Source organism: Kitasatospora sp. NPDC094015, assembly GCF_040304075.1.
GTDB lineage: Bacteria > Actinomycetota > Actinomycetes > Streptomycetales > Streptomycetaceae > Kitasatospora.
Window position 1 is genome coordinate 1 of record NZ_JBEOUL010000052.1, and the last position, 21,664, is coordinate 21,664.

Consider the following 21,664-nt stretch of genomic DNA (forward strand, 5'->3'; position numbering starts at 1 on the left):
GCGGCGGCGTGCTGTGCCCGGCGCTCGACGCCGTCCCATGCCGACCGGGGCGCGCTCGTCCGGCGCGCGGTGTCGTCCCACTCTGCCGCGCTCGCTGTGCCGCGCGGCTCCAACTTGTCCACGGCAATCTCCTTCGTCTCGTACACCGTGATGGACGGACGGACCCGGATCATGGCGGGCACAGGTGTGCCCGGCGTTACTCCTGACGGTTCGTCGGGCCGCACGGTAGGCCCTCGAGAGCGCCGTTCAACCCCTTCGACCCCCGGCCTTGGCCAGGGGATCGAACCGGCGTGGCCCGCACGCGCGCTACACCATCCCGGACGCCGGTCAACCCCGCCAGCGAGCGGCAATCCGGCTGCCTACGACGGCCGGCCGTGGCCGCCAGCGGCGCGGGGAGCACGGGCCGGCGCGGCGACTCGCGGCGATACGGCGCGGGCCGGGTTGTTGCCATGACGATCACGGCCACCTGGCCGTCGAGGCTGCTCCGGCTGTCCTTCAGCTCGGCCATCACCGGCGGGAGTACTGCTGGAGTCGATAACCAACGAGCCCTACCGCTGGCCGCGAACCAGGGCCACCAAAATCGACTTGGGGTGTCGGCATGCGCGCGTAGGCTGAGCCGAATGGCTGTGCCCGTCAGGGCGCGCCGACGATCCGGCAGTGAGGAGCCTCAATGGCACCTGACACCAGTCCCGCCGAAGAGACCGCCGCGCCGACCCGGAAGAGGTCGGCCGACGTCGTCCTCCGCCCCGGTCAGGTCGACACGAGCGGACTCGACCTGCTTCGGTCGTTCGGTTGGTCATCCGGGCTCGACCGCATGCTGGCGGACAGCGTCAAGCTACAGTCAACAGCTTTGGCCGAGCTGCAGTTGGACATGCTGGAACCGGTCCGCCGGATGGCGAACGAGATGATCAGGATGCAGACGTCGTGGCTCGAGGGTGCGCTCGACGGCGTTTTGCCCGACATCGCCAGGAGCCAGCGTGTCTGGACTGAGCAGCTGGGCCTTCTCGATGCTGGTCAGGCGCTCGCACCGTACCGACAGGCTGCGGACACGATTGCCCGGATGCAGACGTCATGGGCTGCCCCACTGGCAGAGCTGACCCGCCAGTCGTCGCTCCCCGCGATCAGCGGCATTGCCACCGGCCTGGAGCGGGTCTTCGCCGATGCCGTACGTACAGCAGTCGGACCGCAGAGCAGCTACTGGGCGTCGATGCAGGCAGACTCCTTCATCCGCCAGATCGACTTCTCCTCCACGACCGCGCTGCAGGCGAAGATTGCGCAACTCGCCGATGTCGGCGAACTGCACGTCGAGCTCACCGAGCAGCTCACCCACCGGACGCCTTCCGAGCTGCCCGAGCTCAGCGCCAGCTCGGTGAGCCACTGGCGCAACTACGTCCTCGACCTCCCCACCGGTATCTCCGATGATCAAGCGCACATCGCACTGGTGTCCGGTCGGACGTCGCTTGGCATGGTGGCTGCCGAAGCGGTGACCAAAGAGGACGGCGAGCGGGACCTGGTCGTCGTGGAGGAGCGCATCCTCACCCCTTGGCAACGCGGCCGACAAGACGTCGTGGATGAGCTCTACGCTCGACTGCACAGCTTCGATCCCACCGTTCCCGATCTGCTGGACGGTGCCTGGGACGACGTCCAGCGGCGCGGCCCGGCCGCCGTCGACAAGGCAGCCACGTGCATGATCGAGGCGCTCGACCGCACCCTGCGCAAGGCCGCCCCGAACGACAAGCTGCTGATGTGGTTCGCCCAGTCCGGGCTTGACCCCAAACTCTGGCCCGATCCCGCGAAGCAACCTTCGCACGCCCTTCGGATCCGCTACGTGCTGAGGGCCACCAAGGACGAAGCCAAGCTGGCGGTCGGCATGACCGAAAGCCTCCTGACCATGAACACGGTGCTCAGAAGCAAAGTGCAGAGCATCAAGCACACCGGCCAAGGCGACATAACAGCCGTCCGAAGCCTGCTGATGAGCACCGAGCACCTCCTGCGGATGCTCTTCCTCACCTAGAAGAAGAACGGGAGGGCCGTCCCCGCTACAACGGAACGGCCCTCCGGCGCTGTCGGCGATGCAGGCCTGCCGCTCCAGCCGATGCCGCTACGCCCACTCCACACCGTGCTCGGCAAGCTGCGCGAGCGCCCAGGGGTGAGCTTCGCTCTGCAGGCCTTCTGGTTGTCGAGCCAGGTGTCCGGCGCGAGGTGCGACGCCACCACCTGCTCATCACCCTGGCGCCGGACTCTCCGCGGGGGCGCCGTGGGCCATGGGTTCAGGCAATCTGCTTCGCTCCTGCCAGGTGTGGGCATATTCTGGGCAACCAAGGTGGGCATTTCCTGGGCATGCCTGCGGTGCAGAGGCTGGAGGGCACCATGACGGAGCCGAGTTCCGATCGCCGCACGGAGCCCCCGCCCACCGCCGCCCGCGGTGCGGGGCCCGACGAGCTTGCCGACGGCTTGCGAGGTCTGCTTCGTTCCGGTCTGCCGGTGCGCGCGGATCTCGCGGCGCCGGTGCTGCTGGACCTGCCGGGTGTGGTGGCCAGGGCCACCGACCCGTCCGACGCCGGGAGCCGGGCGCGGGCGCTGGACGGGCTGCTGCGCTGGCAGCTGGCCCGCCTGGAGCACGAGCTCGCCGACAGTGCCCGCGTGCTGTTCGGCGCGATCGGCCCCGCGGGGACGACGCTGACGGACCGCCGACGGCGGGCGGCCGGGGCCGCGGAATACGAGGTGCACCACTTCCGCAAGCGCATCGAGCCAAGGCTCTGTGCCGTTCTCGCGCAGGCGCTGGCCGGTGACACCGAGACGTTCGCCGCCGTCCACGCCGCCGCACCGGCGCTGACCGCCCCGGCCGGTCCCACGCGTCTGGCCGAGGACGTCTTCGCGTGGGAGGCCGCCGAGCACGACGGGCTGCTGTCCCTGCTGTGGTCGGCGGTCTACGAGCTGCGCGCCGAGCTGCTGGACGTCGCCCGCATGATCAGCATGCGCGTGGGCTCGCGCGAGCTGGACGAGGGCGTGGACAAGGCGCTCTGGGCGTTCGGGCGGGCCGTGGCGCGGGCGGACGCCTACCAGGGTGCGTACGGCGGCACGCTCCTCAACGCGGACATGCGTATCGCCCCGCGCGAGCTGGCCCGCCTGGCGGGATGGATCCCGCCGCTCGACGACGACGCCCTGGACCGCATCGTCGCCGCCTACCGCGCCCATCCCGCGCCCGCCGGCTTCCTGAACGCCCTGCCCACCGCTCTCAAGGACACCTGGCACCGGGACCTGACCCGGCCCCAGGCCGGCGACCCGCAGGCCCGGCCGGCCGGGCCTGCGACCGCACCTACCGGAAGGAACCGACCGTGAGCACGAGCACCACCCCGACGACGCCCGGCCCCCCGCACCGCTACGTCATCACCGGCGGCCCGTCCTCGGGGAAGGAGGCCGTCTTCGAGGCCCTGCACGAGCGCGGCATCCCCGCCTCGCAGGGGGAGATCGCCCGCGAGGTCTACCGCCGCCACCGTGAGCGCCTGGGCCGGCACCTGCTGGTCGGCGACCGCACCGCCTACTCCCGCGAAGTACTGGCCGGCTTCATCGACGAGTACCGGGCCCATACCGGCGGCCACTACTTCTACAACCGGGGCATCCCCGACGGGTACGGCTGGGACCGGTTCTTCGGCATCGGCCCGTACGCCGAGCTGGAGGAGGCGTCGCGGACCTACCGGTATGACGCGGTGTTCGTCCTGGACCCGCTGGACGACTTCACCAGCGCGGACGACCTCGTGTGGGCGAAGGAGCGGGAGATCCCGAGGGTGCACGAGCTGATCGTCCAGGGCTACTACGACACCGGCTACCGCCCCACCTTCGTGGCCGCCGACGACGCCCAGGCCCGCGTCGATTTCATCCTCAACAACCTGCCGACCCGCTTCGCCTGACGACTCTGGGGGAGTCATGAGCCACGGCACCACCGACCTTGTCTCACCGAACAACGTCACCGCCAACTCCATGCTCCGCGCCGTCGACATGATCCGCCCGCAGGTCAAGGCCCAACGCCCCAGCCTGATCGCGTTCTGCGTCGGCACCCAGATCAACGGCACCCCGCACCTGGGCACCTCCCTCGTCCAAAGCGCCGCCTTCCTTCTCGCCGCCGCCGCCCGCCGCGCCTTCTCCATCGACACGGTGGTGCGCTTCGGCGCCCTCGACAACGCCCCCTTCGACCTCAAGCTCGACCCCGAGACCCACCACGCCTACCAGACCACCTACCACCACGCGCTCGGCGAAGCCGGCATCGCCAACCTGATCGACACCAACTACCGGGCGTTCTTCGACTCCCTCGCGGACGCCACCGGCATCGACTACGAGGTCGAGACCTACACCCGCCAGCAGCACACCCCGGCCTTCCGCGCCGAATTCCTGCGCACCCTGCACCACCTGGACGCCATCCGCTGGCCACTGGCACCCTCCCACGGCATCGTCCACCTGCGCCTGCCCTGCCCCCGCTGCGGCTGGGCGGAGAAACGCGCCGAACGCACCCGCCTGGTGCGACTCGACGACGCTGCGGCCACGTTCACCGCCCAGTGCACCGACCACGGCCTCTACGAGAGCACGGTGACACCGGAGTCGGGCCCCTACCTCGACCTGGCCACCCTGTACCGCAACCTCGTGAAGGAGCGCGTGCTCGCGGCCGAGCCGGCCACCCTGCCGGTGATGGTCAAGGGCGGCGACTGGGCGCCGGGCTGCCAGCTCGTCGACGCGGCCTTCGCCGCCCTGCACGGCATCCGCCCACCCGCCCGGATCTTCACCCCGATGGTGCTCACCGACACCGGCGCGAAGCTCTCCAAGTCCCTCATCCGCGACAACTTGGTCCCCGCCCCGCCCGGTGCCCGGCCCTGGATGCTAAACGCCACCGTGTGGGACGGCAGCGTCGACGACTACGCCGACGCCATGGTGTGGCTGATGCGGCTCATGCTGTCGGACCCCAAGCACTTCTACCGCTCCTACACGACCCTGGAGATCGACCGCCTGATGACCAGCCGCACCGTCGCCCCCACGCTCGCGCCCCGCGCCCGGCACATGAACCTCTACCGCCGCTACTTCGACCTCGTCGCCTCCGGCCGCAAGAAGATCGAGGTCCGCGTCCAGTACGCGAACCTGCGCAACCTCGCCGTCGGCCAGCACATCCGCTTCGCCTGCGGCCGCGACGAGTGCCTCGTCGAGGTCAAGCGCGTCACCCGCTACACCGACTTCGAGGAGATGCTCGACGCCGAGGGGCCCGCCAACATCAACCCCGACTCGCCCCGCGAGGAGCAGCTCGCCAACATCCGCCGCATCTACGGCCCCGAGAAGGAAGCCCTCGGGGTCCTGGCCATCGAGATCGAGAAGGTGCCGTAGTCCCGACCCACCGCGACAGCGCACCCCGCACAGCAACGCCGGAAGGCCGCCACCCCGCAGGGTGACGGCCTCCCAGTGCTTTCTCAGAGCCCTGGCAGCCTACCGCCGGCCAACGACCCCAGCCCGGCCGGACCAGCCCGCCACGCCCACTCGACGCCGTGCTCGGCGAGCTGCGCGAGCTGACCTGGGGTGAGCTTCGCTCGGCGGGCCTTCTGGTTGTTGAGCCAGGTGCCGAGCGCGAAGTGCGACACCGCGACCAGCTCTTCGCCTCCGGGGCCGGCCTCCACGATCTCGATCGACTGCTTGTGAGGGCGGGGCACCTTCGCGTGGCCGTGCTCGGCGACGAAGGCGGGCAGCGCTGCCAGACCGAGCGCGAACCGGTCGGTGCGAGACACGACCGGTTTGGCGTCGGCTGCCTTCGCGGTGACCAGCTCCGGGCCGGCCGCGTTCTCGATCGCGGCCAGGAGGTTCTGCTGCTCGGCCTCCAGGGCTGGCGAGCCGGCCCGCTGCGCGAGCGCCCACCGGCCGAGCTGCTCGCCCTCGAACACTGTGTCCATGGGCAGCACGGTCCGCGACCCGCCCGTTCGAGTCCAGCCACCACGATCCGACCGTGTGGGCGCGCTGCCAGGTGATCGGCCCAGGAGGGGCACCACCACGGGTCGATCTCCTCCAGCTGCCCGACGCCACTTCGGCGTGAGCGTGGCCGGTTCCCCGTCGAGGTCCACCCGCACCATCGCGCCGCGCGAGCGTTCCGTGCACCAGGACCACGATGACCGTCTTGCCGCTGAGGTGTTCCCGGCCACGAACACCACCGCTGGGCTGATCCTGCGCCATCGCGCCATCGCGCCGTGCGGCACGGCGGGCAGGATCTCCTGGGCGAGGATGTGCGCGTCGTCGCCGGGTGCCCATGAGCTTCCGTGACGGATCTCGCACCTTTCCCTGCCTGATCGACGCCGCACCCTCCGGGCCCGACGCCGAGTCCGGTGCCCACCTCGGTGCAGTCGAATGACTCAAGCGCCGGGTGACGGTGTGTTCGTAGGGTCGGGGTGCTTGCCGGTGGCCGGGCGCGGAGGTACTTCGCGGCGGGCGCCGGCGGCCGTCATCGGATTGATGTCGCGGATCTTCGGCTGCTTCGTATGACGGGGTCGCCGGCTGTGTAGGAGAGGAAGGTCGTAGTGCGGATTCGATCGAGGCGGGGCAGGGTAGGGCGCGGGCTGGCCGTTGCGGTGCTGGTCGGGGCGACGGTCGCCGGAGCGGGTGGTGTTGCTGCCGCCAGCGACGGTGACCACACATCGTCGGGTGACCAGACGTCGACTCGGTTGCCGGGTGGGGAGGGAGCCTCGGGCGGCAACTGCATGCTGGCATCCACGGTCCCGCCCGCCCTCATCGCGCCGCGGTGGATCGAGCGCGAGCACGGTGAGCGCAACCCGCAGGAGCTCATACGCAGGCTCTTCACCGACTGCGAGCACGAGCTGACCGCAGCGGAGCGTGCGCACAACGCCCGTCAGGAGGCGATCATCCGCCGGGCACTCGCATCCCTGCTGGGCTGGCGCAAGGCCCACCACGCCTACCCCTGACCGGTTCGGTCCCGGCCGGTGGATGCCGTGGCCGGGCGACAGGTCCAACTCCTGGAGCCCGGCCCACGGGCCCGGCCCCGGCGCCGCCCCGCCCAATGGCACCGAGGCCGGCCCGTTCGGCAGGGGCGGAGTGCGGCGAGCGGTCTTCGCCCGTTGGCGGTGCGATCGGCACGACCGGCGGCTGTGCAGCCGGGAGCCCGGGGCTGGTCAGCTCCGGCCGAGTGTGTAGGCGAGCTGGCTGCGGGAGCGGATGCCGAGCTTGGGGAACATCCGGTACAGGTGCGATCCGACGGTGCGGTGCGAGAGGTACAGGCGCTCGCCGATCTCCCGGTTCGACAGCCCTTCACCGGCCAGTCGGGCGATCTCCAGCTCCTGCGGCGACAGGCTGGCCCAGGCGTCGGGCCGGTGGCGCTGTGCCCTCTGGCCGGTGGCCCGCAGTTCGTCGTCGGCGCGGGCGCCCCAGGCGGGTGCGTCCAAGGCGTCGAAGACCCTCTGCGCGGAGCGCAGGTGCTCGCGTGCCCGGGTGATGAGGCGGTGGCGGCGCAGCCGGTGTCCGTGGGCGAGGTCGAGGCGTGCCCGGTACCAGGGTGAGGCGTCGGCGGTGCGGCGGTGCGCGGTGTCGAAGGCCTGGTCGGCGTGGTCGTCGTCGGCGAGCAGGGCGTGGGCGAGGGCGAGGGCGCGACGGACGCCGTCGGCCGGGGTGTCTGCGGTGAGGTCCTCGATCCGGGCCAGGACCTCCCGTGCCTGCCTGTGGTGTCCGGTGAGTGCGGCGGCCTCGGCGTAGTAGTCCATGGCCCAGGCGCACTGGGGGCTCTGGTAGGCGGGGTCCCGGGGGTCGACCATGCGGGAGAGTTCGGTGAAGGCGGTTGCCGCGTCACCTTGGCCGAGCGCGGCGAGGCCGCGGTTGAGCTGGATGCCGTTGAGAATCGCGACGTTGCCGGTGTCCGCTGCCACGTCGAGCACGCCGTTGGTCAGCCGGGCGGCCAGACGCTGGCGGCCGCGGGTTGCCGCGAGGTTGGCCTTGGCGAGGTCCGCGCAGGCGGCCCAGGTCCGCTGGCCGGTCTCGGTGGCGTAGCGGTGGGCCTCGTCGGAGGCCGTGTAGCAGACCTGCCACTGGCCGAGGTAGAGGGCGGCGAAGCTGCGCAGTACCTGGACCTGGGCGAGGGCGGCGAGGCTGCCCTGCTCGCGCAGGGCGTCGGCGGCGAGGCCGGTGAGGTGCACGGTGTGGTCGAAGGCGCCGGCCACGAACGCGGCTTGGGCGAGCAGTCCGATGTCGACGGGGTCCCGTGCGTCCGGGTGTTCGAGCTGGGCGATGACCGTCGGTCCGTGGGTGAACGGGTCGACGAAGGATCCGATCAGCAGGATGCGGGCGTCCGTGGTGGGAAGGCCGACGCGGTCGGTGGCGGCCCTAAGGCCCGGTGCGAGGTCCGGGTCTCGGTAGGCACCCCAGTAGGTGGCGCGCGCGGCGCGTATCAGCAGGTGCGAGGCGAGGGCCCGGTCGCCGCCGGCAGTGGCGTCGACGGCGGCGCGGGTGAGATCGCGGACCAGTGGCTGCCCGTCGGGGACGCCGTCGTCGAAGGCGCTCTCCAGGGCCGCCAGCCGACCGGTGTCGACGCGGTCTGCGGGCAGGGCCCGCAGGTGGCCGGTGAGTTCTCGTACGGTGTCGGGGTGGCCGAGCTCGAAGGCGTACTCGGCGGCGCGCATCAGGCGTCGTGCGGAGCCAGCAGGTTCGAGGGAGAGCGCTGCGGCGCGTTGAAGGCAAGCCAGGGCGAGCGAGGTGGCACCGCGGGCGGCGGCATGCGAAGCCGCGGTGTCGAGGTCGGCCGCGACCTTCTCGTCCGGATCCTGGATTGCGGCGGCGCGGTGCCAGACGGCTCGGTCGGGGTTCTCCAAGCGGGCGGCGAGGGCCAGGTGGGCGGCGGCCAGCTCGGCGGGTCCGGCGGCCTCGATGAGGGCGGAGCGGACCAGGGGGTGGCGCAGCCGAAGCTGCCCGGGGTTGTCGGGGTCGGGCTCGGCGAGTGCGATGGCGAAGGCCTCGGCCAGGGCCCGGTCGGCGGCCTCGGCGCCCAGCAGGTCCACCGCCACGGCGTGGGCCAGGGTCAGGTCGTCGCTGTCCTGCAGCGCGGCGAGCAGCAGCAGCGTGCGGGTCGGCGGGGTGCAGTCCTCCAGGCGGTCGGCGAAGGTCCGCAGCAGGCGGGAGGTGAGCGCGGCTGCGTCCGGCCGGGCCCGTTCCCGCGGGTCGTTCGGCTCGCCGGCCGGTGTCGTGGGCAGTTCGATCAGTGCGAGCGGGTTGCCCTGCGCGAGGTCCAGCACCCGTCGGCGCTGGGACCGGTCGAGATGGCCGGCGCGGGTGGCGAGCAGGGTGGAGGCGTCGTCCTCGGTCAGCGGATCGAGGGGGAGGAGCTGCGTTCCTTCGCCCAGCCCGCCGCAGTCGCCGGCGACTTCGGAGGTGCGGGAGGCCGCGATCAGGACGAGCGGTTCGGAGGTCAGCCGCCGCGAGACGAAGGCGATGACCTCCCGGCTGGCCGTGTCGACCCACTGGAGGTCGTCGACCACCGCCAGAACCGGGGTGACGCAGGCGCTCTCGGCAAGCAGTTCCAGCGCCGCCAGGCCTACCCGGAAGCGTTCCGGCGGATGGACGGCCCGCCCCGCCCCGAGAGCATCGAGCAGGGCCTCGCGTTGGGTGGTGGGAAGCCGGCCCACGAACGGGAGGACAGGCCGCAGGAGCTCGTGCAGGGCGGAGAACGCGAGCCCGCGCACCGCCTCGACACCCCGGGCCTGGACCACCGTCAGCCCACCCAGCCGGGCCCGGGCCCGGCCGTGAGCCAGCAGGGCACTCTTTCCGATCCCCGCCGGGCCTGTGACATGCAGACAGGAACCGGCACCCGGAAGAGCGGCCAAAGCCGCCCCGATCGCAGCCTTCTGCGCGACACGCCCCACCAGGTCCGTCACGTCGCGCGACACGACCACCACCCCCACCGACCGCTCACAATCCGCCCGACGCCACACCCACACTCCCCCGCAAAGATCACACTTTAGACCGCCGATCGTCCCTCACCGGACAGCCCGACCGGCCCTCCTCGCCCGGCGCCATCCCGTCCTCTGAACGTTCGCGCCGGCGCTTGAGTCGCCGCACTCCCACCGGCGCGAACTGCCGTGGCCAAATCCTCGCCGCCGGCCCGCGCCGTCCTGTCCGCCCGGCCGTCGGCCTGCCCCGGCTGCCGGTCGGCTGGGCCTACTGCCAGCGGTTCGGTCGGCTGTCCTGCCGGTTCGTGACGGGTTGGTGTGGCGGGCCCGCGCGGGCCGGGTTGGGAACTCGCCGCCCGCAGCGGGGGCCGGCGCACACGGGGGCCGTCGGATCCGTCGCTGTCTCACCGTTGATGAGGATCTCGGGAAACAATCAGGGGTCCTCATCAACAGCGACACCCCGGACGCCACGCTCGGCCGCTGCGCGCAGCACCGCCGCCCGGCTGACCCGGCGTCCGGCATACCCGGACCGGGTGGGGAAAGCCGGGGAATGGGGCCGAACCGGGTGCGCAGGACAGGACGGGTGCACATGGCGGTGATCTTTCCCGGGCTCCGGGTGGGTGCGCCTGGCACCTGCCTGACCGCTACCCGTTCGGCCGACAAGCCGTGCCGCACCTCGCCCTGCGTACCGGTTCTACCGACCCCCCACGGCACAGCTCGCCGGGCCGGGCCCACCACTGCTGACCGCGCGACAACCGCGAGCGGCCCATCAGGCGTGGCTGACCCTCCCGGATTTATTCCCCCTGTCTGACCTGACGCATATCCTTCAGCTCCTCGTCGAAGGAGCCGAGCTGTGGCCCACCAGTACGCCCTGCACCACGAGTCCCTCATCGAGTGGGTCTACGCCCACTCCTCCGACAACCCGATGGGTGACGTCCCGATCGCGGAATTCGGAGCCGTGGCTCTAATCACGAGTCGTGGTTCTGGCTCAACTTCCGGGCTCTGTCGCTGATTGAGGGGTCTTGGCTGGTTGATCATGGTGATAGGAGGATGCGGCGGCGTAGGAGGTCGAAGTTGGCCCGGCCGTACATTTGCCTTTTCAGCAGCTTGATTCTGGTCACGTTGCCCTCTACTGCTCCCGAGGTGAGTGTGGTGTTCAGGGCCGCGAGAACGGCTGCGTGGTCGCGTCGGATGCCGTTGGCCAGGGTGCGGAGTTCTGGTTGCCCGTCGAGGCGGACGTCGGCGAGCCAGACGTCGAGGGCCAGGTGCTCGCTGCGGCGTTCGCGGATCATGGCGGCCAGGCGTCGGGCGTAGTGGGTGGTCGTGGCCAGGGCCGGGCTGCGTTCGCACAGCTCGTCGAGGCACTTGCGTTCGGTGTCGTCGAGCCGCTCGGGTCGGCGCATGATCCAGTCGGTGACGCGGCGGACGGTCAGGTGGGGCAACAGGGCCTCGATCGGGATCGCTCCGGTTCGATAGAGCCGCAGATGACGCTGAACAGTGTTGACGTCACCGCGGTAGCCCAGCTGCTGGATCTCGCGGGTGAGTGCGGAGGCGTTGGTGCAGCCCTCCATCCACCGATGGTGCCGGTAGCACCAGGCCGGCCGGCTCGGCATTCGCGGCTCCTCGCTCGTCGCGCGGTGCGGGCCGGTGCGGCGTCAGCTGGAGGGGCGGCGGGTGGTGACCAAGGTGCGCCAGCGGGTGCGGACGGTGTCCTCGTCGTCGAGCCACCGGGTGGTGGACGGCGTGGGCAGGGGCCGGCCGGCCATGAAGTGCGCGATCCCGGTGGGGACGGGCAGCGCGGCCGCTGTGGCGGGCGCCTCCAGCCGGCGCGGCCGCAGGGCATCCGGCATGAGAGGGCCGGCCTGGGCGCCGATCGCGACCAACTCGTCGCGGTACTGCGGCATCGCCGCGTGCATGTCCCGCTGGATCGCCCAGAAGGCGCCGGCCTCCTGGGCGGTGTAGGGGCGCGCCTGCTCGGCGAGCAGCACCAGCGCCGCGGCGCTGGTCCCTGGCTGGTGCCCGCGGGTGGGCCGGCTGCGGTACAGGGCCGTACCGTCGCGGCGCATCACGGTGACCTGGTCGACCACGGCCAGGTCTTCGGCGGCCCGGGCGACGTCGGCCAGGGCGTGGAAGTGGGCGTCGTGGCCGGCCGTGGTGGTGAACCGGGCGGGCAGGCCCCGCCCGCTGAGCCGGGCGTAGCGGTGGGCGGTGCCCTGGCGGGAGTCGGCCGCGCGCACGGCCAGTACCAGCAGCGCCACCCGGTACCCGGCCCGCCGGTACGCGGCGGCGTCGGCGGCGAACCTCGCGGGGCCGGCCGGGGTGGTCTCGATGACGAGGTTCCCGCGGCGCTCGCGCACCCAGGCCTCGGCCCTGGCCTGCCAGGCCCGGTAGTCGGTGCGGATCCGTTCCGAGGCCCGGCGCGGATCCGTCTGCAGCAGCTGAGGGTAGTCCGGGTGCAGGACCTTGAAGTCGTCGCCGGACAGGTGGACCGCGCTGTGGAGGGATCGGTTGACCAGCTGGGCGGCCCTCGTCTTGCCGGCGCCGGGCTGCCCGGCGATGAAGACCACGACCGGCTTCTCCTGGGGGACGACCCCGCTCAGCATGGTCGGCACGATCACCGCGTCGAAGACGAAGTCGTGCTCGTCCGCGGAGAGCCGGTGGTAGTCCACCCCGGGCGCCTGCTTCAGCGGCTGGGCGGTGCGGCGCACCGGCTCGCCGAGCGCCGCGGCCCGCTCGGCGTCGCGGCCGACGGCCAGCGCCCAGTCGGCGGGGATCCCAGGGTCGTGCGCGCGCCGCTCGCAGGCGGCCAGCTGCCGGCGGAACCGGCCGGTCTCGGCCGCACCCCACGGGCGACTCCGCTCGGCGATGACCGCCCCCTCGGCGCGCGCCGGCCGGACCCAGCCCCCGCCCGCGTCGAGCTCGTTGGCGTACACGCTCTCCAGCACCATGGCGGTGCCGCGCCGCACCACCACGACCCGCTCCGCCAGGTGCCCGGCCTCCACCGCGGCGAGCACGGCGGGCAGGGCCGCGGCGCAGGCGTCGTGGTTGTCCCAGCCCACGTAGCGGGCCCGACCCTCCCCGGCCAGGTGCAGGTAGCGGTCCAGGACACCGAGCTGGCTGACCGCCTCGGGCACGGCCAGGGCCACGATCTCCACCCGGTAGCCCGCCCGCCGGTACGCGGCGAGTGCGGCGAGGAACTCCTCGGGGCGGCCCAGCGCCGCCTCCACCACCGCGTCGAACCGGCCGGCCCGCAGCCGCTCCTCCACCTCGGCCTGCCAGCCGTAGGTGTCCGTGCGCACCCGCACCCCGGCCGTGCGCACGTCCTCGGCGAGGAACCGCGGGTAGTCGGGGTGGACGGCCTTGAACGCGTCGCGGTCCACCCGCACCGCACCACCCCGGCGCGCGAGCGCGGCGTGCACCAGGTCCACGACGAGCGTCTTGCCGCTGCGGGCCTGCCCGGCCACGAACACCACCACCGGCCGCTCCTGCGCCACCGCGCCGCGCAGCACAGCCGGCAGGACCTCCTTGGCGAAGACGTCCGCGCTGCCGCCCGAGCGCGGCTCGTCCCCGGCTTGGTCCGCCAGCGGCACCTACGGCTCCAGGCGGGGGTCGTCGATGTCGACCGTGACGATCCCGGGCGGATACAACTCGGAGCGGGCCGTCAGGATCAGGTGCTGCTGCGGGCGCGCCGGGGTGGGCAGGCTCGCGGCGATCGCGTGCGCCACGCCCTGCCCGCCGTAGCCGTCGCGGACCATGGTCGCCACCACCACGGCGGTGCTCGCGTCCAAGGCCTCGAACTCGAGCGCGGGCAGCGCCAGGACCGCGTGCGCGGCGCCCTCGTCCTTGATCTCGGCCTCGACCAGGCACAGCACCGGCACCAGCAGGTGGCGGAACGGGCTGTGCAGAGCGGAGTCCACGATCCGGTGCAGACGCGCGTGACCCGCGGCCAGCGCGGACAGGGCGCTGGAATCCAGAATGATCACGCGCTGCGCCTCGGGGCGACCTTGGCGCGCGCGTCGTCCGCGGCGATGCCGTAGACCCGTTGCAGCAGGTCCGGGCCCTGGTCCAGCTCCGTGTCGGAGAGGGTCATCCCGAAGTGCTCCCGCAGCAGCCGCCGGCCTTCGGCAACGCGCTCGGCGATCTGCTCCGCCGTGGGCTGCTGGTCCACCAGCAGGGCCACCTGGGCGCCGATCGTCGTGCCGCGGGCCGCCGCCAAGGCGGCCAGCCGGTCACGCGTATCAGGGGAAACCTTGATCGTCGCATCAGCCATACCGCGATCGTACACCGCTGGTACACCAGCGGTGTACCAGGATCGGCGCCCCGCCGCTGCCCGCCCTTGCCAACCTCACCGCGGCGCTGGGCCCGGCCACCGCACCGGAAATCCGCCGACCCGAAGCCACGGGGCTCCTAGACTGCCTACTGCTCCGCACCCCAACCAGCGAACCGAGCGGCGGATCAGATGGCCTGGTGGCCCGGGGTAGCTGCCTCGACCGCGGCGAGCAGCCGGGCGTGGACGGCGGCGGCGGCTTCCCTGGTGACCGGGTCCGGGTCCTCCAACTGCGGGGCGATCAGCTCCAGCGCGGCCGCAAGCACCGGCACCGGCACCAGCGCGGTGCGCAGGTGCAGAAGCTGGCTGGCTGCCCGGGCGCCGGGGGAGGAGGCCTCGACGGTGCGGGCGGTGGGGATCAGGGCGCCGATGCCCCTCGGGTGGCTGCTGGTCACGTGATCATTCTCCCGAGCCTGGGTCGGTGCCGGTCACCACGGTCGGCGTTCCTGGTCGCCGGCGGGCAGCACTCCGTGGTGGTGGCGGGCGACGGCCTCCAGCAGCGCTTGGCGGGCCCGGCGCCAGCGGACGTCCTCGGTTCGGCCGGCGTCGGCGGCCCACTCCGGCAGCGGCCGGTCCTGCGCGGCCGCGGTGAGCGCGCGGCCGAGCTCGCCGATCGCGTGCCGCCAGCCGGCCAGCTGCCCGTACAGGCCGCGCACCAGCTCGTCGACGGCGCGGGCCGGATCGGTCTCGAAGACGCGGGCCTCGGCGGCGGTCTCGGCGAGGATGTCCTCGTCCAGGTCCTCGAAGGCCTCCCGCCACGGCTCGGCGGTCCGCTCGAACTCCTCCAGCACGGCGCGCAGGGCGCCCTCGGCGCCGGCCGGCGACCACGGCGGCGCAGTGCGGGGCGCCCGGACGGCGTCGGTCAGCACCCGGGCGGCGCCGGGCCCCAGCGCCCGGCGCCTGGTCGTGCTCACCCGGCCGAGCCGGTGGCCGCGGTGGCGGCGCGGCCGGCGGCGGTGGCGGCGTCCAGTTCGTCGGCGAGCAGGGCGAGCTCGCGCGCCAGGTCGCCGAGCACGCAGGACGGCATGGCGGCCGCGAGCGCGCACACCGCGACCAGCGGCAGCCGCTCGTCCGGCGCGAGGTCGGGCAGGGTGGCGGTGTAGGCGGCGCCGAGCAGCACGTCCGCGCCGAGCGAGTAGCGCAGCTCCTCGGTCAGTTGGCCGTCGCCGCCCGGGATCACCTCCTGGTGGCTGGCTCGCTCGATACCCGCAGCCGCGTGCTTCAGGGCCAGGGCGTGGCGCTCGTCCCTCTGACGGTCGGCCAGCTCCCGCACCCACGCGGCTGCGGCTTCCCCGGCGTCGCGGCCCCGGTGGAGCGCGGCCAGCTCGGCGGGGTCGAGCGCTTGGTCGCCGGACCCGGAGGCGGGCTCGTCCTCGGTCCGGCCGGGCGGGGACGGCAGTGGCAGCGGCAGCGGCAGCCAGGGCGGCGGAGAGGTCGTCATACCGGTGCAACCGCCTGCTGGACCGGACGGTCACGGGTGCAGCAGGGCCACCTGGTCGTGCTGCTACACCTTGCTGCGACTGACGGCCCGCGCAACCGCCGGCTGCGCAGCGGCCGGAGCCGGGTGCGACGGTGCGATCCGGGGCGCAGCCGCTCGGATCACGATGCGCAAGAGCGGGTGCGGGTCAGGTGCGCGGGGTGCGAGGCCGCAGGTGGGGGCACTGCGATGGGGATCGCAGCGTCCGCTCGAACCAGCCGCGCGGTGATGGCTCCAACCGAAGGGCCAAGCGGCTCCGTCTGGTCCTTTTGTCAGACCCGATCGGCCTTCCACTCTCGGGCGAGCGTCGCGTAGACGTACTCGCTGCCCCAGCGCCCGTCGTCGAGGTCGTTCTCGACAAGGTGCGCCTCCCGGCGCATGCCGAGGCGCTCGCAGACCCGCACCGACGCGGTGTTGAGCACGTCGAGGCGGGCGAAGAGCCGGTGAGCGCCCAGCTCGGCGAAGGCCAGCGTGGCGATCGCACGCGCCGCCTCGGTCGCGTACCCCCGGCCGCCGTACGCCGGGTTGAAGATCCAGCCGATCTCGACCTGGCCCGCCCGCGCGCTCTCGAGCTTCAGGACAACCTCGCCGACGACCTTCGCCTCACCGGCCGGGCAGACGGCGAGCACCAGGTTGTCGCCGTCATCGGACCATGCGGTGCCGGCGGCACGCCGCGTCAGGTTCTGCATGCACTGTTCGCGGGTGAGCGGCGGCCGGTAGAGATGGCGAGCGACTTCGGGGTGGCCCTGATACGCGTGCAGGTCATCGAGGTCGTCCGGCGTGAACAGGCGCAACAGGAGCCGTTCGGTGCTGAAGGGCAGTGAGAGCGTGGTCATCGATCTGGTGTTCCTCCCCGAGAGCTGCCCGTCAGCCTAACCGACCGGTCAGCGGAGCCCCCAGCACGAATACCGTCGCTCTGCCGGGCCCGCTGCCTACGGCGGGCGGACCGTCGAACCCACTCGCCACCAGCCACGCAAACGTAACTTCACGGCCTTGGGCCTTGGCCGGGTGGTCGGACGGGTCGGTTGCGCACCGCGCCGGGTCCGGCCGGATGCGCCTGCGCAAGGTGGCGGGCGGGGCGTTGCGCATGCGCGGTGCCGCCTGCGCAGTGGGTTGCGCATGCGCACTCGGGGCGCTGCACTTCGCGGGGGCAGCGCACAGGTTTCGTTGTCGCAACGGAACTCCGCTGCGCCGCGCGGGCCACCCCGGGCCAGGGTTTCGTCGCTGCAACGAAACCCTGGCGGCACGCTGCGCGGGGCACCGCCGGCTTCGGGGCGTCCCGGTGGGATCGGACCCGGGACGGGACGCGATGCAACGAAACCCGTAGTGTCAGCGGCTATGAGCGTGGACCAGCCGACCCTTGTCGACCTGCCGCTGCGGCCCCCGGGGACCTGCGAGGCGTGCGGCAGGTCGCTGCAGCCGGCGGCCACCGGGCGCCCGGGCCGCTTCTGCAACTCGACGTGCCGCTCCGCCGCGCACCGCCGCCGCGCCAAGACCGCGCCGCAAACACCGCAGGCCGACGCCCCCGCCGCCCCTGCCGAGGTGCGGCCCGGCCACCGAGCGGAGCTGCTGGAGGGCGCCGAAGCGGTCACCGCCGCCACCCTGGCGCTCGCCGACGTCCTCGACCAGGGCGAGGACCCCGACCGGACGGCGGCCGCGCTGAAGCTGCTCCTCACCGCGGCGGCGGAGCTCAACCACCGGGCCACTCGGGCGGCCGGGGCGGCAGCCGGTGCAACGAAACCCGGACCCGCCGACGGGGGACAACCTGCCCTCCCCGAGCCCCGCGGCGACACCTTCCGTGGCGGCAACGAAACCCCGCCCGCCGCCGACCCGGTGACCGCCCCGGCCCGCCCGGCCCGCGCCGCTGCCGTTCCGCACCCCGACGACACCGGCCTGCAGCCCGACCCGGTGCTGCGCGCCGCCTCCGATCCGGTACGCCGCTTCGGCCCGCCCGACCGCACCGACGACCTCTCCCTGACCTTCGGCCCGGGCTGGACCACCACGGCCTGGTCGACGCCGGAGGCCACCGCTGTTCACCAGCTCCACCACCACGGCGTCCGGGTCGGCTGGGCGGCGCTGCTCGGCGACGGGCCGTGGGGCCCGGGCGGCTGGATCGCGGTGCTGCACCTCGCCGACGGCCGGACGGAGCCGCTGCTCGACGACCTCGGCCGGCCCCGCATCCACCACGACCGGAGCGAGACCCTGGACGCGCTCCGCAGCGCCCGACAGGTGCCGCCGGCCACCGCCGCGCGGACCCCCGACGCCGACCGCCCTGCGCCCCGGACCGACGGGTGGATCGGCCCGCGCGTGGCCGAGCCCGCCGTCGGGACGGTGAGGGTGCCGCGCGATCCGCTGCAGCGCGGCCTGCCCCGCAGCATGGACGCCCACATCCCCCTTGACCCCGCGGTCTTCGGCTACGCCTGGGTGCTGTCGGGCTGGACGGTGCAGCCGAACGTGATGGTGGTGCTCGGCGAGGGCTACCCGGTCGGCTGGGTCGAGCGGGGCCTGGACGGCGGCGACGGCTGGGTCGCGGTCTACGAGGAGTGCTTCCTCGGCGACCCGAAGACCCAGCAGGCCGCCCTGCACGACACCCCGGAGCTCGCCGCCCGGAGCATCCTCCAGGCCCACGTCCACGACCTCTGACCGGGCGCCGGGGCCGTGATTCCGGTCACGGACGAACCGGGAGGACAAGGCCCCTGACCGGGACGAATCGGGCGGGACAACGTGCTGGTCCAGGGGTGGGACAACCTGCGGGGCCCGACGGAGGACAAGGGGGTGCAGTGCAGGGTCGGCGGCGTCCGGGCGCCCGCCCGGGCCCGGGGCCGGCGACCGCGCCCGCCCCGGCTGAAACCGGGTGCGGGAAGGCCGTGGTGCTTGGCCTTCCCGCCAGCGGCTCCGGTGGGTGATGCCGGGGGTCGGTTCAGCTCTCGCCGGTGATGTAGAGGGGCTTCATGTCGATGACGGTGTCGGTGAGGGTGTGGCCGAGGCCCTCGCGGGCGGCGTTTGCCAGCAGACCGTTGTCGGCTTCGGCGTCGAAGGCGAACAGGCCGCCGAGCTTGTGCGTGGCGGCGTATTCGGCCTTGGACTTCACCGAGCGGGGGGTGTCGAGCGAGAAGAAGACCTTGCTGTCCTCGTTGTAGAGGAAGTCGGCGTCGGACGTGGTGTCGGTGTAGAGGGTGAAGCCGTTGCGGCCCTTCTTGGCCTCCAGGTCGTAGTAGTTGCGCCAGACGTCCGCGGGCCGGCTGGTGCCGGACTCGACCGTGCCGACCGTCGCCTCGCCGGGGTACGGCTCGTACTCCCCGCTCAGCGGGGAGATCTTCTTGATCTCGGCGCGCTGCGCGTTGCGGGTGTGCGTGGCGTAGGCGAGGTGGATCTTGTGCGGGTCGATGTTCAGGTCGTTGATCAGGTACTGGACGGCGTCGTCGACGCAGGGCTGGTCGGGGTTGTTCGGGTCGCGGCGCAGGTTGGCGTGGTGGTTGATCTTCTCCGCCCAGGGGGTGCCGAAGTAGTCCAGCGTGTGGAGGTTGAAGCGGGAGGCGCCGTTGTCGGCGAGCAGCGGGACGTTGGCGGCTTTCAGCTTCTCGACGGTGCCGGGCAGGCTGACGGCGATGGTGACGCCGCCGGCCGCCAAGGGGTCGAGAAGGTTCTTGGTCGCCCGGATGAGGCTCGCGTAGTTCTCCGGGTCCTCGGGGCCGTAGTCGTTGCCGGGCGCTCCCTCCGCTCCCGGGTACCGCCAGTCGAGGTGGAGGGTGGTGAACATCGGGAAGGTGCGGAAGATCCGGGCGAGGGACTCGGCGAACCGCGTCCGGGACTCCGCCTCCTTGGCGATGTGGTGGAACGCCTCGCTCATCTTCCAGCCGCCGACGTGCAGGCCGACCTTCAACTTCGGATTCGCCCGGTGCAGGCGGACCGCGGCGCCGAGGAGACCGTGAGCCTTGACGGCGGTGAAGTTGCCGGCCGCGTCGTCGGAGAACCAGCCGTCGAAACCGAAGCCGACGTACGCCAGGACGTCGCCCCAGCCGTCGGTGAACGTGGCCTCGCCCCGGTGGTTGGCCAGGTCGCTCTCCGAAGCGGCGATCTTGAAGTCGACGGCCGCCTTGTTGATCGTGTCCTTCGACTCGCCCTGGTCGCCGATGATCCCCACCGGGCCGATGACGATCTCGTCGAAGGCGGTGGCCGGCAGGCGGGTCAGGTCCGCCCCGGCACCGCCCTCACGGAAGTCCACGTCCTGACCTCACGCCGAGAGGCCCCGATGGCGCCGGGTGGTGCCCGGCCCGGCGCCATGTGGCGTCGTTCTGGGTCTCACCATCCTGCCGGGCGGGAGTTCCTGAATCCCGTTAGGCGGGCTCGAGGATGTCCTTGGCTTCGTCAACGATCAGTTGGAGGTGGCGTTTGAGCATCCGGAGCTGCTTGGCTTTGGACTGCCGAGCATGCGGGAGAACAGTTCCGGTGAGAACTCGGTAGCTGCGGGTCGCCTCCGAGCTGAGGCGCATCAGCTCGTACGCCTCGGCAATGTCCGGCAGGTAGGCCGTTCGGTACACGTGCCCATGCGGGTCATATGTGTACACGGCGTCTGTGCCTTTCATTCCCGGAAGGGCTTCTCTCAGGACGCTCAGGCCGTGACGCACCTGGTGCGTCGTAAGGGCAGTAACCTCCATGAGCTCAACGAATGTGAGTCCCCGGCGGCCTGCGCTCTGCAAGGCGTCGAACACGCTCCGTGCCAAAGACTCGGGGCGCTGGTGGGCGGTCATTGTTCTCGTCTCCTTGCCCCCCGACTAGAAGAACCCATTGCCCGGCCGGCTCCCTGGCGCTCTTCAAGCCTTGTTGATCTTCTCTTCTCCTGCTATGTCTCCTCTGTGCCGGGGACCTTCGACCCGTCCTACGGCCCTCCGGCGATCAACCGTTCTAGAGCGGCGTCCATGTCGGTGTGCCCTGTCGCTAGGACGTGTTCGGTCCACTCGACCGCCGCTTTGACCCGACCCAGCCCCTCACGGATGGAGTCCTGGGCATCTTCAGGCAGCTCTGCGAGGTGAAGGCCCGGCAACGTCCTTCCGATGCCGCTGGCGAAAGCCGAGCACAGGCCGAGGACGGTCAGTACCTCCTGCTGCTCGTTTAGCCTCTGAACCTCGGGGCGCCGGTGGGTCTCCTCGCGGGCTTCACGAATCTCGCTGGCCTGGGCGCGATTGAAGGCCTCCCGCACCGGGGGCTTCGCTGCGACCTTCTTGACCACCGCGGGACGCTGCATCATCGCCCGCTCGACCACTTCTACAGCGGTTTCGTCATCCAAGAGGTCCTCGATCTGCCTGACCTTCTCCTCGATGGTATCGGGTACCTGGGTCTTCCACCCCAGGGCCCGGTGCGCGCCGTCACAGGTCCACCGGCGCTCGCGCGTGCGCTTGTATATCGGCGGGTCCTTGATCATCTCGAACCGGTCATGTCGATGAGCCAGGATCGAGTGGACCGTCCAGCAAACGTTCTTGTCGCGCTCCTTCTTCGGCCACGCTCCAGCGACAAGTCGATACTCCTCGAAGCGCTCGCTTTCCAGCCCCACCTCTTCGGCGTACGTCGCAAGTAGTTTGTATGCCTTCATTGGTGGCCGTCTGCCCTTGGGGGGCAGGGGGACCATCTCCAAGCCGATGTCACCAAGTGCAAACTGGGATGAACCCTCAGAGGAGACAAGCCTCTGACCTCGATGGACGAGTTGGTTCCACTCGTTCGTGCCGTAGTCGTCGACTGCGCTCGTGGCCATGCGAGCCTCCCGGACAACCAGTCTGCCAATAGAAAGATTTTATGCCAGTAAGTACGTGATGTCCTATTCGTCGCCCCGCACTTGCTGATCTTGCGTGTTGCGTCTTCGGCTCAGCAGTTCCAAGCGGAGCCCCCAGCTAGGTACTCCTCGACGGAGCGCCGTAGTTTGCCAGGCTGGGCCGCTCCGCCTCTGGCGTATGG

19 protein-coding genes are annotated in these 21,664 nt (G+C 71.9%); 6 read left to right on the top strand and 13 right to left on the bottom strand.

Annotation, left to right across the window (positions count from 1 at the left end; all coding sequences use genetic code 11):
- Positions 1 to 670 precede the first annotated feature (670 nt).
- The 4 genes from ABT014_RS32855 to ABT014_RS32870 all read left to right on the top strand — a co-directional run bounded on the left by ABT014_RS32855 (position 671) and on the right by ABT014_RS32870 (position 5,367).
- Positions 671 to 2,014, top strand: a complete 1,344-nt coding sequence (locus tag ABT014_RS32855; protein WP_350643215.1) for a hypothetical protein — start codon at positions 671 to 673, stop codon at positions 2,012 to 2,014.
- Between the two features lie 470 nt (positions 2,015 to 2,484).
- The gene (locus ABT014_RS32860) at positions 2,485 to 3,342 is read left to right on the top strand and encodes a hypothetical protein (protein ID WP_350643217.1); all 858 of its coding nucleotides are present in this window, start codon (positions 2,485 to 2,487) and stop codon (positions 3,340 to 3,342) included.
- Complete coding sequence (locus ABT014_RS32865; protein ID WP_350643219.1) at positions 3,339 to 3,911, top strand: AAA family ATPase; 573 nt, start codon at positions 3,339 to 3,341, stop codon at positions 3,909 to 3,911. The genes ABT014_RS32860 and ABT014_RS32865 overlap by 4 nt, the downstream gene beginning before the upstream one ends.
- Before the next feature lie 1,090 nt (positions 3,912 to 5,001).
- The gene (locus ABT014_RS32870; RefSeq protein WP_350643263.1) at positions 5,002 to 5,367 is read left to right on the top strand and encodes an ASCH domain-containing protein; all 366 of its coding nucleotides are present in this window, start codon (positions 5,002 to 5,004) and stop codon (positions 5,365 to 5,367) included.
- A gap of 83 nt (positions 5,368 to 5,450) precedes the next feature.
- Here ABT014_RS32870 and ABT014_RS32875 read toward each other — a convergent pair whose 3' ends face one another.
- Positions 5,451 to 5,924, bottom strand: a complete 474-nt coding sequence (locus ABT014_RS32875; RefSeq protein ID WP_350643220.1) for a helicase associated domain-containing protein — start codon at positions 5,922 to 5,924, stop codon at positions 5,451 to 5,453.
- A 798-nt stretch (positions 5,925 to 6,722) separates the two neighbouring features.
- Here ABT014_RS32875 and ABT014_RS32880 point away from each other — a divergent pair.
- Positions 6,723 to 6,944, top strand: a complete 222-nt coding sequence (locus ABT014_RS32880; RefSeq protein ID WP_350643222.1) for a hypothetical protein — start codon at positions 6,723 to 6,725, stop codon at positions 6,942 to 6,944.
- 207 nt (positions 6,945 to 7,151) lie between these two features.
- Here the strand turns inward: ABT014_RS32880 and ABT014_RS32885 are convergent, their stop codons facing one another.
- The 9 genes from ABT014_RS32885 to ABT014_RS32925 form a co-directional block, all read right to left on the bottom strand.
- Positions 7,152 to 9,959 carry a helix-turn-helix transcriptional regulator gene (locus tag ABT014_RS32885; RefSeq protein ID WP_350643223.1) on the bottom strand — a complete coding sequence of 936 codons (2,808 nt, stop codon included), beginning with the start codon at positions 9,957 to 9,959 and terminating at the stop codon, positions 7,152 to 7,154.
- Positions 9,960 to 10,945: 986 nt separating this feature from the next.
- Positions 10,946 to 11,482: a transposase gene (locus tag ABT014_RS32890; protein WP_350643225.1), complete on the bottom strand. Its 537-nt coding sequence runs from the start codon at positions 11,480 to 11,482 to the stop codon at positions 10,946 to 10,948.
- Between the two features lie 84 nt (positions 11,483 to 11,566).
- On the bottom strand, positions 11,567 to 13,501 hold the full coding sequence (locus tag ABT014_RS32895; protein WP_350643227.1) for a zeta toxin family protein: 1,935 nt from the start codon (positions 13,499 to 13,501) through the stop codon (positions 11,567 to 11,569).
- Positions 13,502 to 13,894, bottom strand: coding sequence for a PIN domain-containing protein (locus tag ABT014_RS32900; RefSeq protein ID WP_350643229.1), 393 nt, complete (start codon positions 13,892 to 13,894; stop codon positions 13,502 to 13,504).
- Positions 13,891 to 14,181: a hypothetical protein gene (locus tag ABT014_RS32905; RefSeq protein WP_350643231.1), complete on the bottom strand. Its 291-nt coding sequence runs from the start codon at positions 14,179 to 14,181 to the stop codon at positions 13,891 to 13,893. Before ABT014_RS32905 ends, ABT014_RS32900 begins: the two co-directional genes overlap by 4 nt.
- Before the next feature lie 185 nt (positions 14,182 to 14,366).
- Entirely contained in the window at positions 14,367 to 14,633 is a 267-nt protein-coding gene (locus tag ABT014_RS32910) for a hypothetical protein (RefSeq protein ID WP_350643233.1), read from the bottom strand.
- Positions 14,634 to 14,666: 33 nt separating this feature from the next.
- Positions 14,667 to 15,152, bottom strand: a complete 486-nt coding sequence (locus ABT014_RS32915) for a hypothetical protein (protein ID WP_350643235.1) — start codon at positions 15,150 to 15,152, stop codon at positions 14,667 to 14,669.
- Positions 15,149 to 15,679, bottom strand: coding sequence for a hypothetical protein (locus ABT014_RS32920; protein WP_350643236.1), 531 nt, complete (start codon positions 15,677 to 15,679; stop codon positions 15,149 to 15,151). Before ABT014_RS32920 ends, ABT014_RS32915 begins: the two co-directional genes overlap by 4 nt.
- Positions 15,680 to 15,987: 308 nt before the next feature.
- A complete protein-coding gene (locus ABT014_RS32925) occupies positions 15,988 to 16,551 on the bottom strand; it encodes a GNAT family N-acetyltransferase (protein ID WP_350643238.1) in 564 nt (187 codons plus the stop codon).
- A gap of 502 nt (positions 16,552 to 17,053) precedes the next feature.
- Here ABT014_RS32925 and ABT014_RS32930 point away from each other — a divergent pair.
- Positions 17,054 to 18,358 carry a hypothetical protein gene (locus tag ABT014_RS32930; protein WP_350643240.1) on the top strand — a complete coding sequence of 435 codons (1,305 nt, stop codon included), beginning with the start codon at positions 17,054 to 17,056 and terminating at the stop codon, positions 18,356 to 18,358.
- Between the two features lie 277 nt (positions 18,359 to 18,635).
- Here the strand turns inward: ABT014_RS32930 and ABT014_RS32935 are convergent, their stop codons facing one another.
- The 3 genes from ABT014_RS32935 to ABT014_RS32945 form a co-directional block, all read right to left on the bottom strand.
- A complete protein-coding gene (locus ABT014_RS32935; RefSeq protein WP_350643242.1) occupies positions 18,636 to 19,940 on the bottom strand; it encodes a glycosyl hydrolase family 18 protein in 1,305 nt (434 codons plus the stop codon).
- 112 nt (positions 19,941 to 20,052) lie between these two features.
- Entirely contained in the window at positions 20,053 to 20,466 is a 414-nt protein-coding gene (locus tag ABT014_RS32940; RefSeq protein WP_350643244.1) for a hypothetical protein, read from the bottom strand.
- Between the two features lie 128 nt (positions 20,467 to 20,594).
- Positions 20,595 to 21,464, bottom strand: coding sequence for a DUF6192 family protein (locus tag ABT014_RS32945; protein ID WP_350643245.1), 870 nt, complete (start codon positions 21,462 to 21,464; stop codon positions 20,595 to 20,597).
- Positions 21,465 to 21,664: the final 200 nt, after the last annotated feature.

Bases quoted from the DNA above. Each gene is read 5' to 3' on its own strand.
- ABT014_RS32855 (WP_350643215.1), top strand. From the start codon at position 671: ATGGCACCTGACACCAGTCCCGCCGAAGAGACCGCCGCGCCGACCCGG.
- ABT014_RS32870 (WP_350643263.1), top strand. From the start codon at position 5,002: ATGACCAGCCGCACCGTCGCCCCCACGCTCGCGCCCCGCGCCCGGCAC.
- ABT014_RS32875 (WP_350643220.1), bottom strand. From the start codon at position 5,924: ATGGACACAGTGTTCGAGGGCGAGCAGCTCGGCCGGTGGGCGCTCGCG.
- ABT014_RS32880 (WP_350643222.1), top strand. From the start codon at position 6,723: ATGCTGGCATCCACGGTCCCGCCCGCCCTCATCGCGCCGCGGTGGATC.
- ABT014_RS32890 (WP_350643225.1), bottom strand. From the start codon at position 11,482: ATGGAGGGCTGCACCAACGCCTCCGCACTCACCCGCGAGATCCAGCAG.
- ABT014_RS32905 (WP_350643231.1), bottom strand. From the start codon at position 14,181: ATGGCTGATGCGACGATCAAGGTTTCCCCTGATACGCGTGACCGGCTG.
- ABT014_RS32920 (WP_350643236.1), bottom strand. From the start codon at position 15,679: ATGACGACCTCTCCGCCGCCCTGGCTGCCGCTGCCGCTGCCACTGCCG.
- ABT014_RS32925 (WP_350643238.1), bottom strand. From the start codon at position 16,551: ATGACCACGCTCTCACTGCCCTTCAGCACCGAACGGCTCCTGTTGCGC.
- ABT014_RS32930 (WP_350643240.1), top strand. From the start codon at position 17,054: ATGAGCGTGGACCAGCCGACCCTTGTCGACCTGCCGCTGCGGCCCCCG.
- ABT014_RS32940 (WP_350643244.1), bottom strand. From the start codon at position 20,466: ATGACCGCCCACCAGCGCCCCGAGTCTTTGGCACGGAGCGTGTTCGAC.
- ABT014_RS32945 (WP_350643245.1), bottom strand. From the start codon at position 21,464: ATGGCCACGAGCGCAGTCGACGACTACGGCACGAACGAGTGGAACCAA.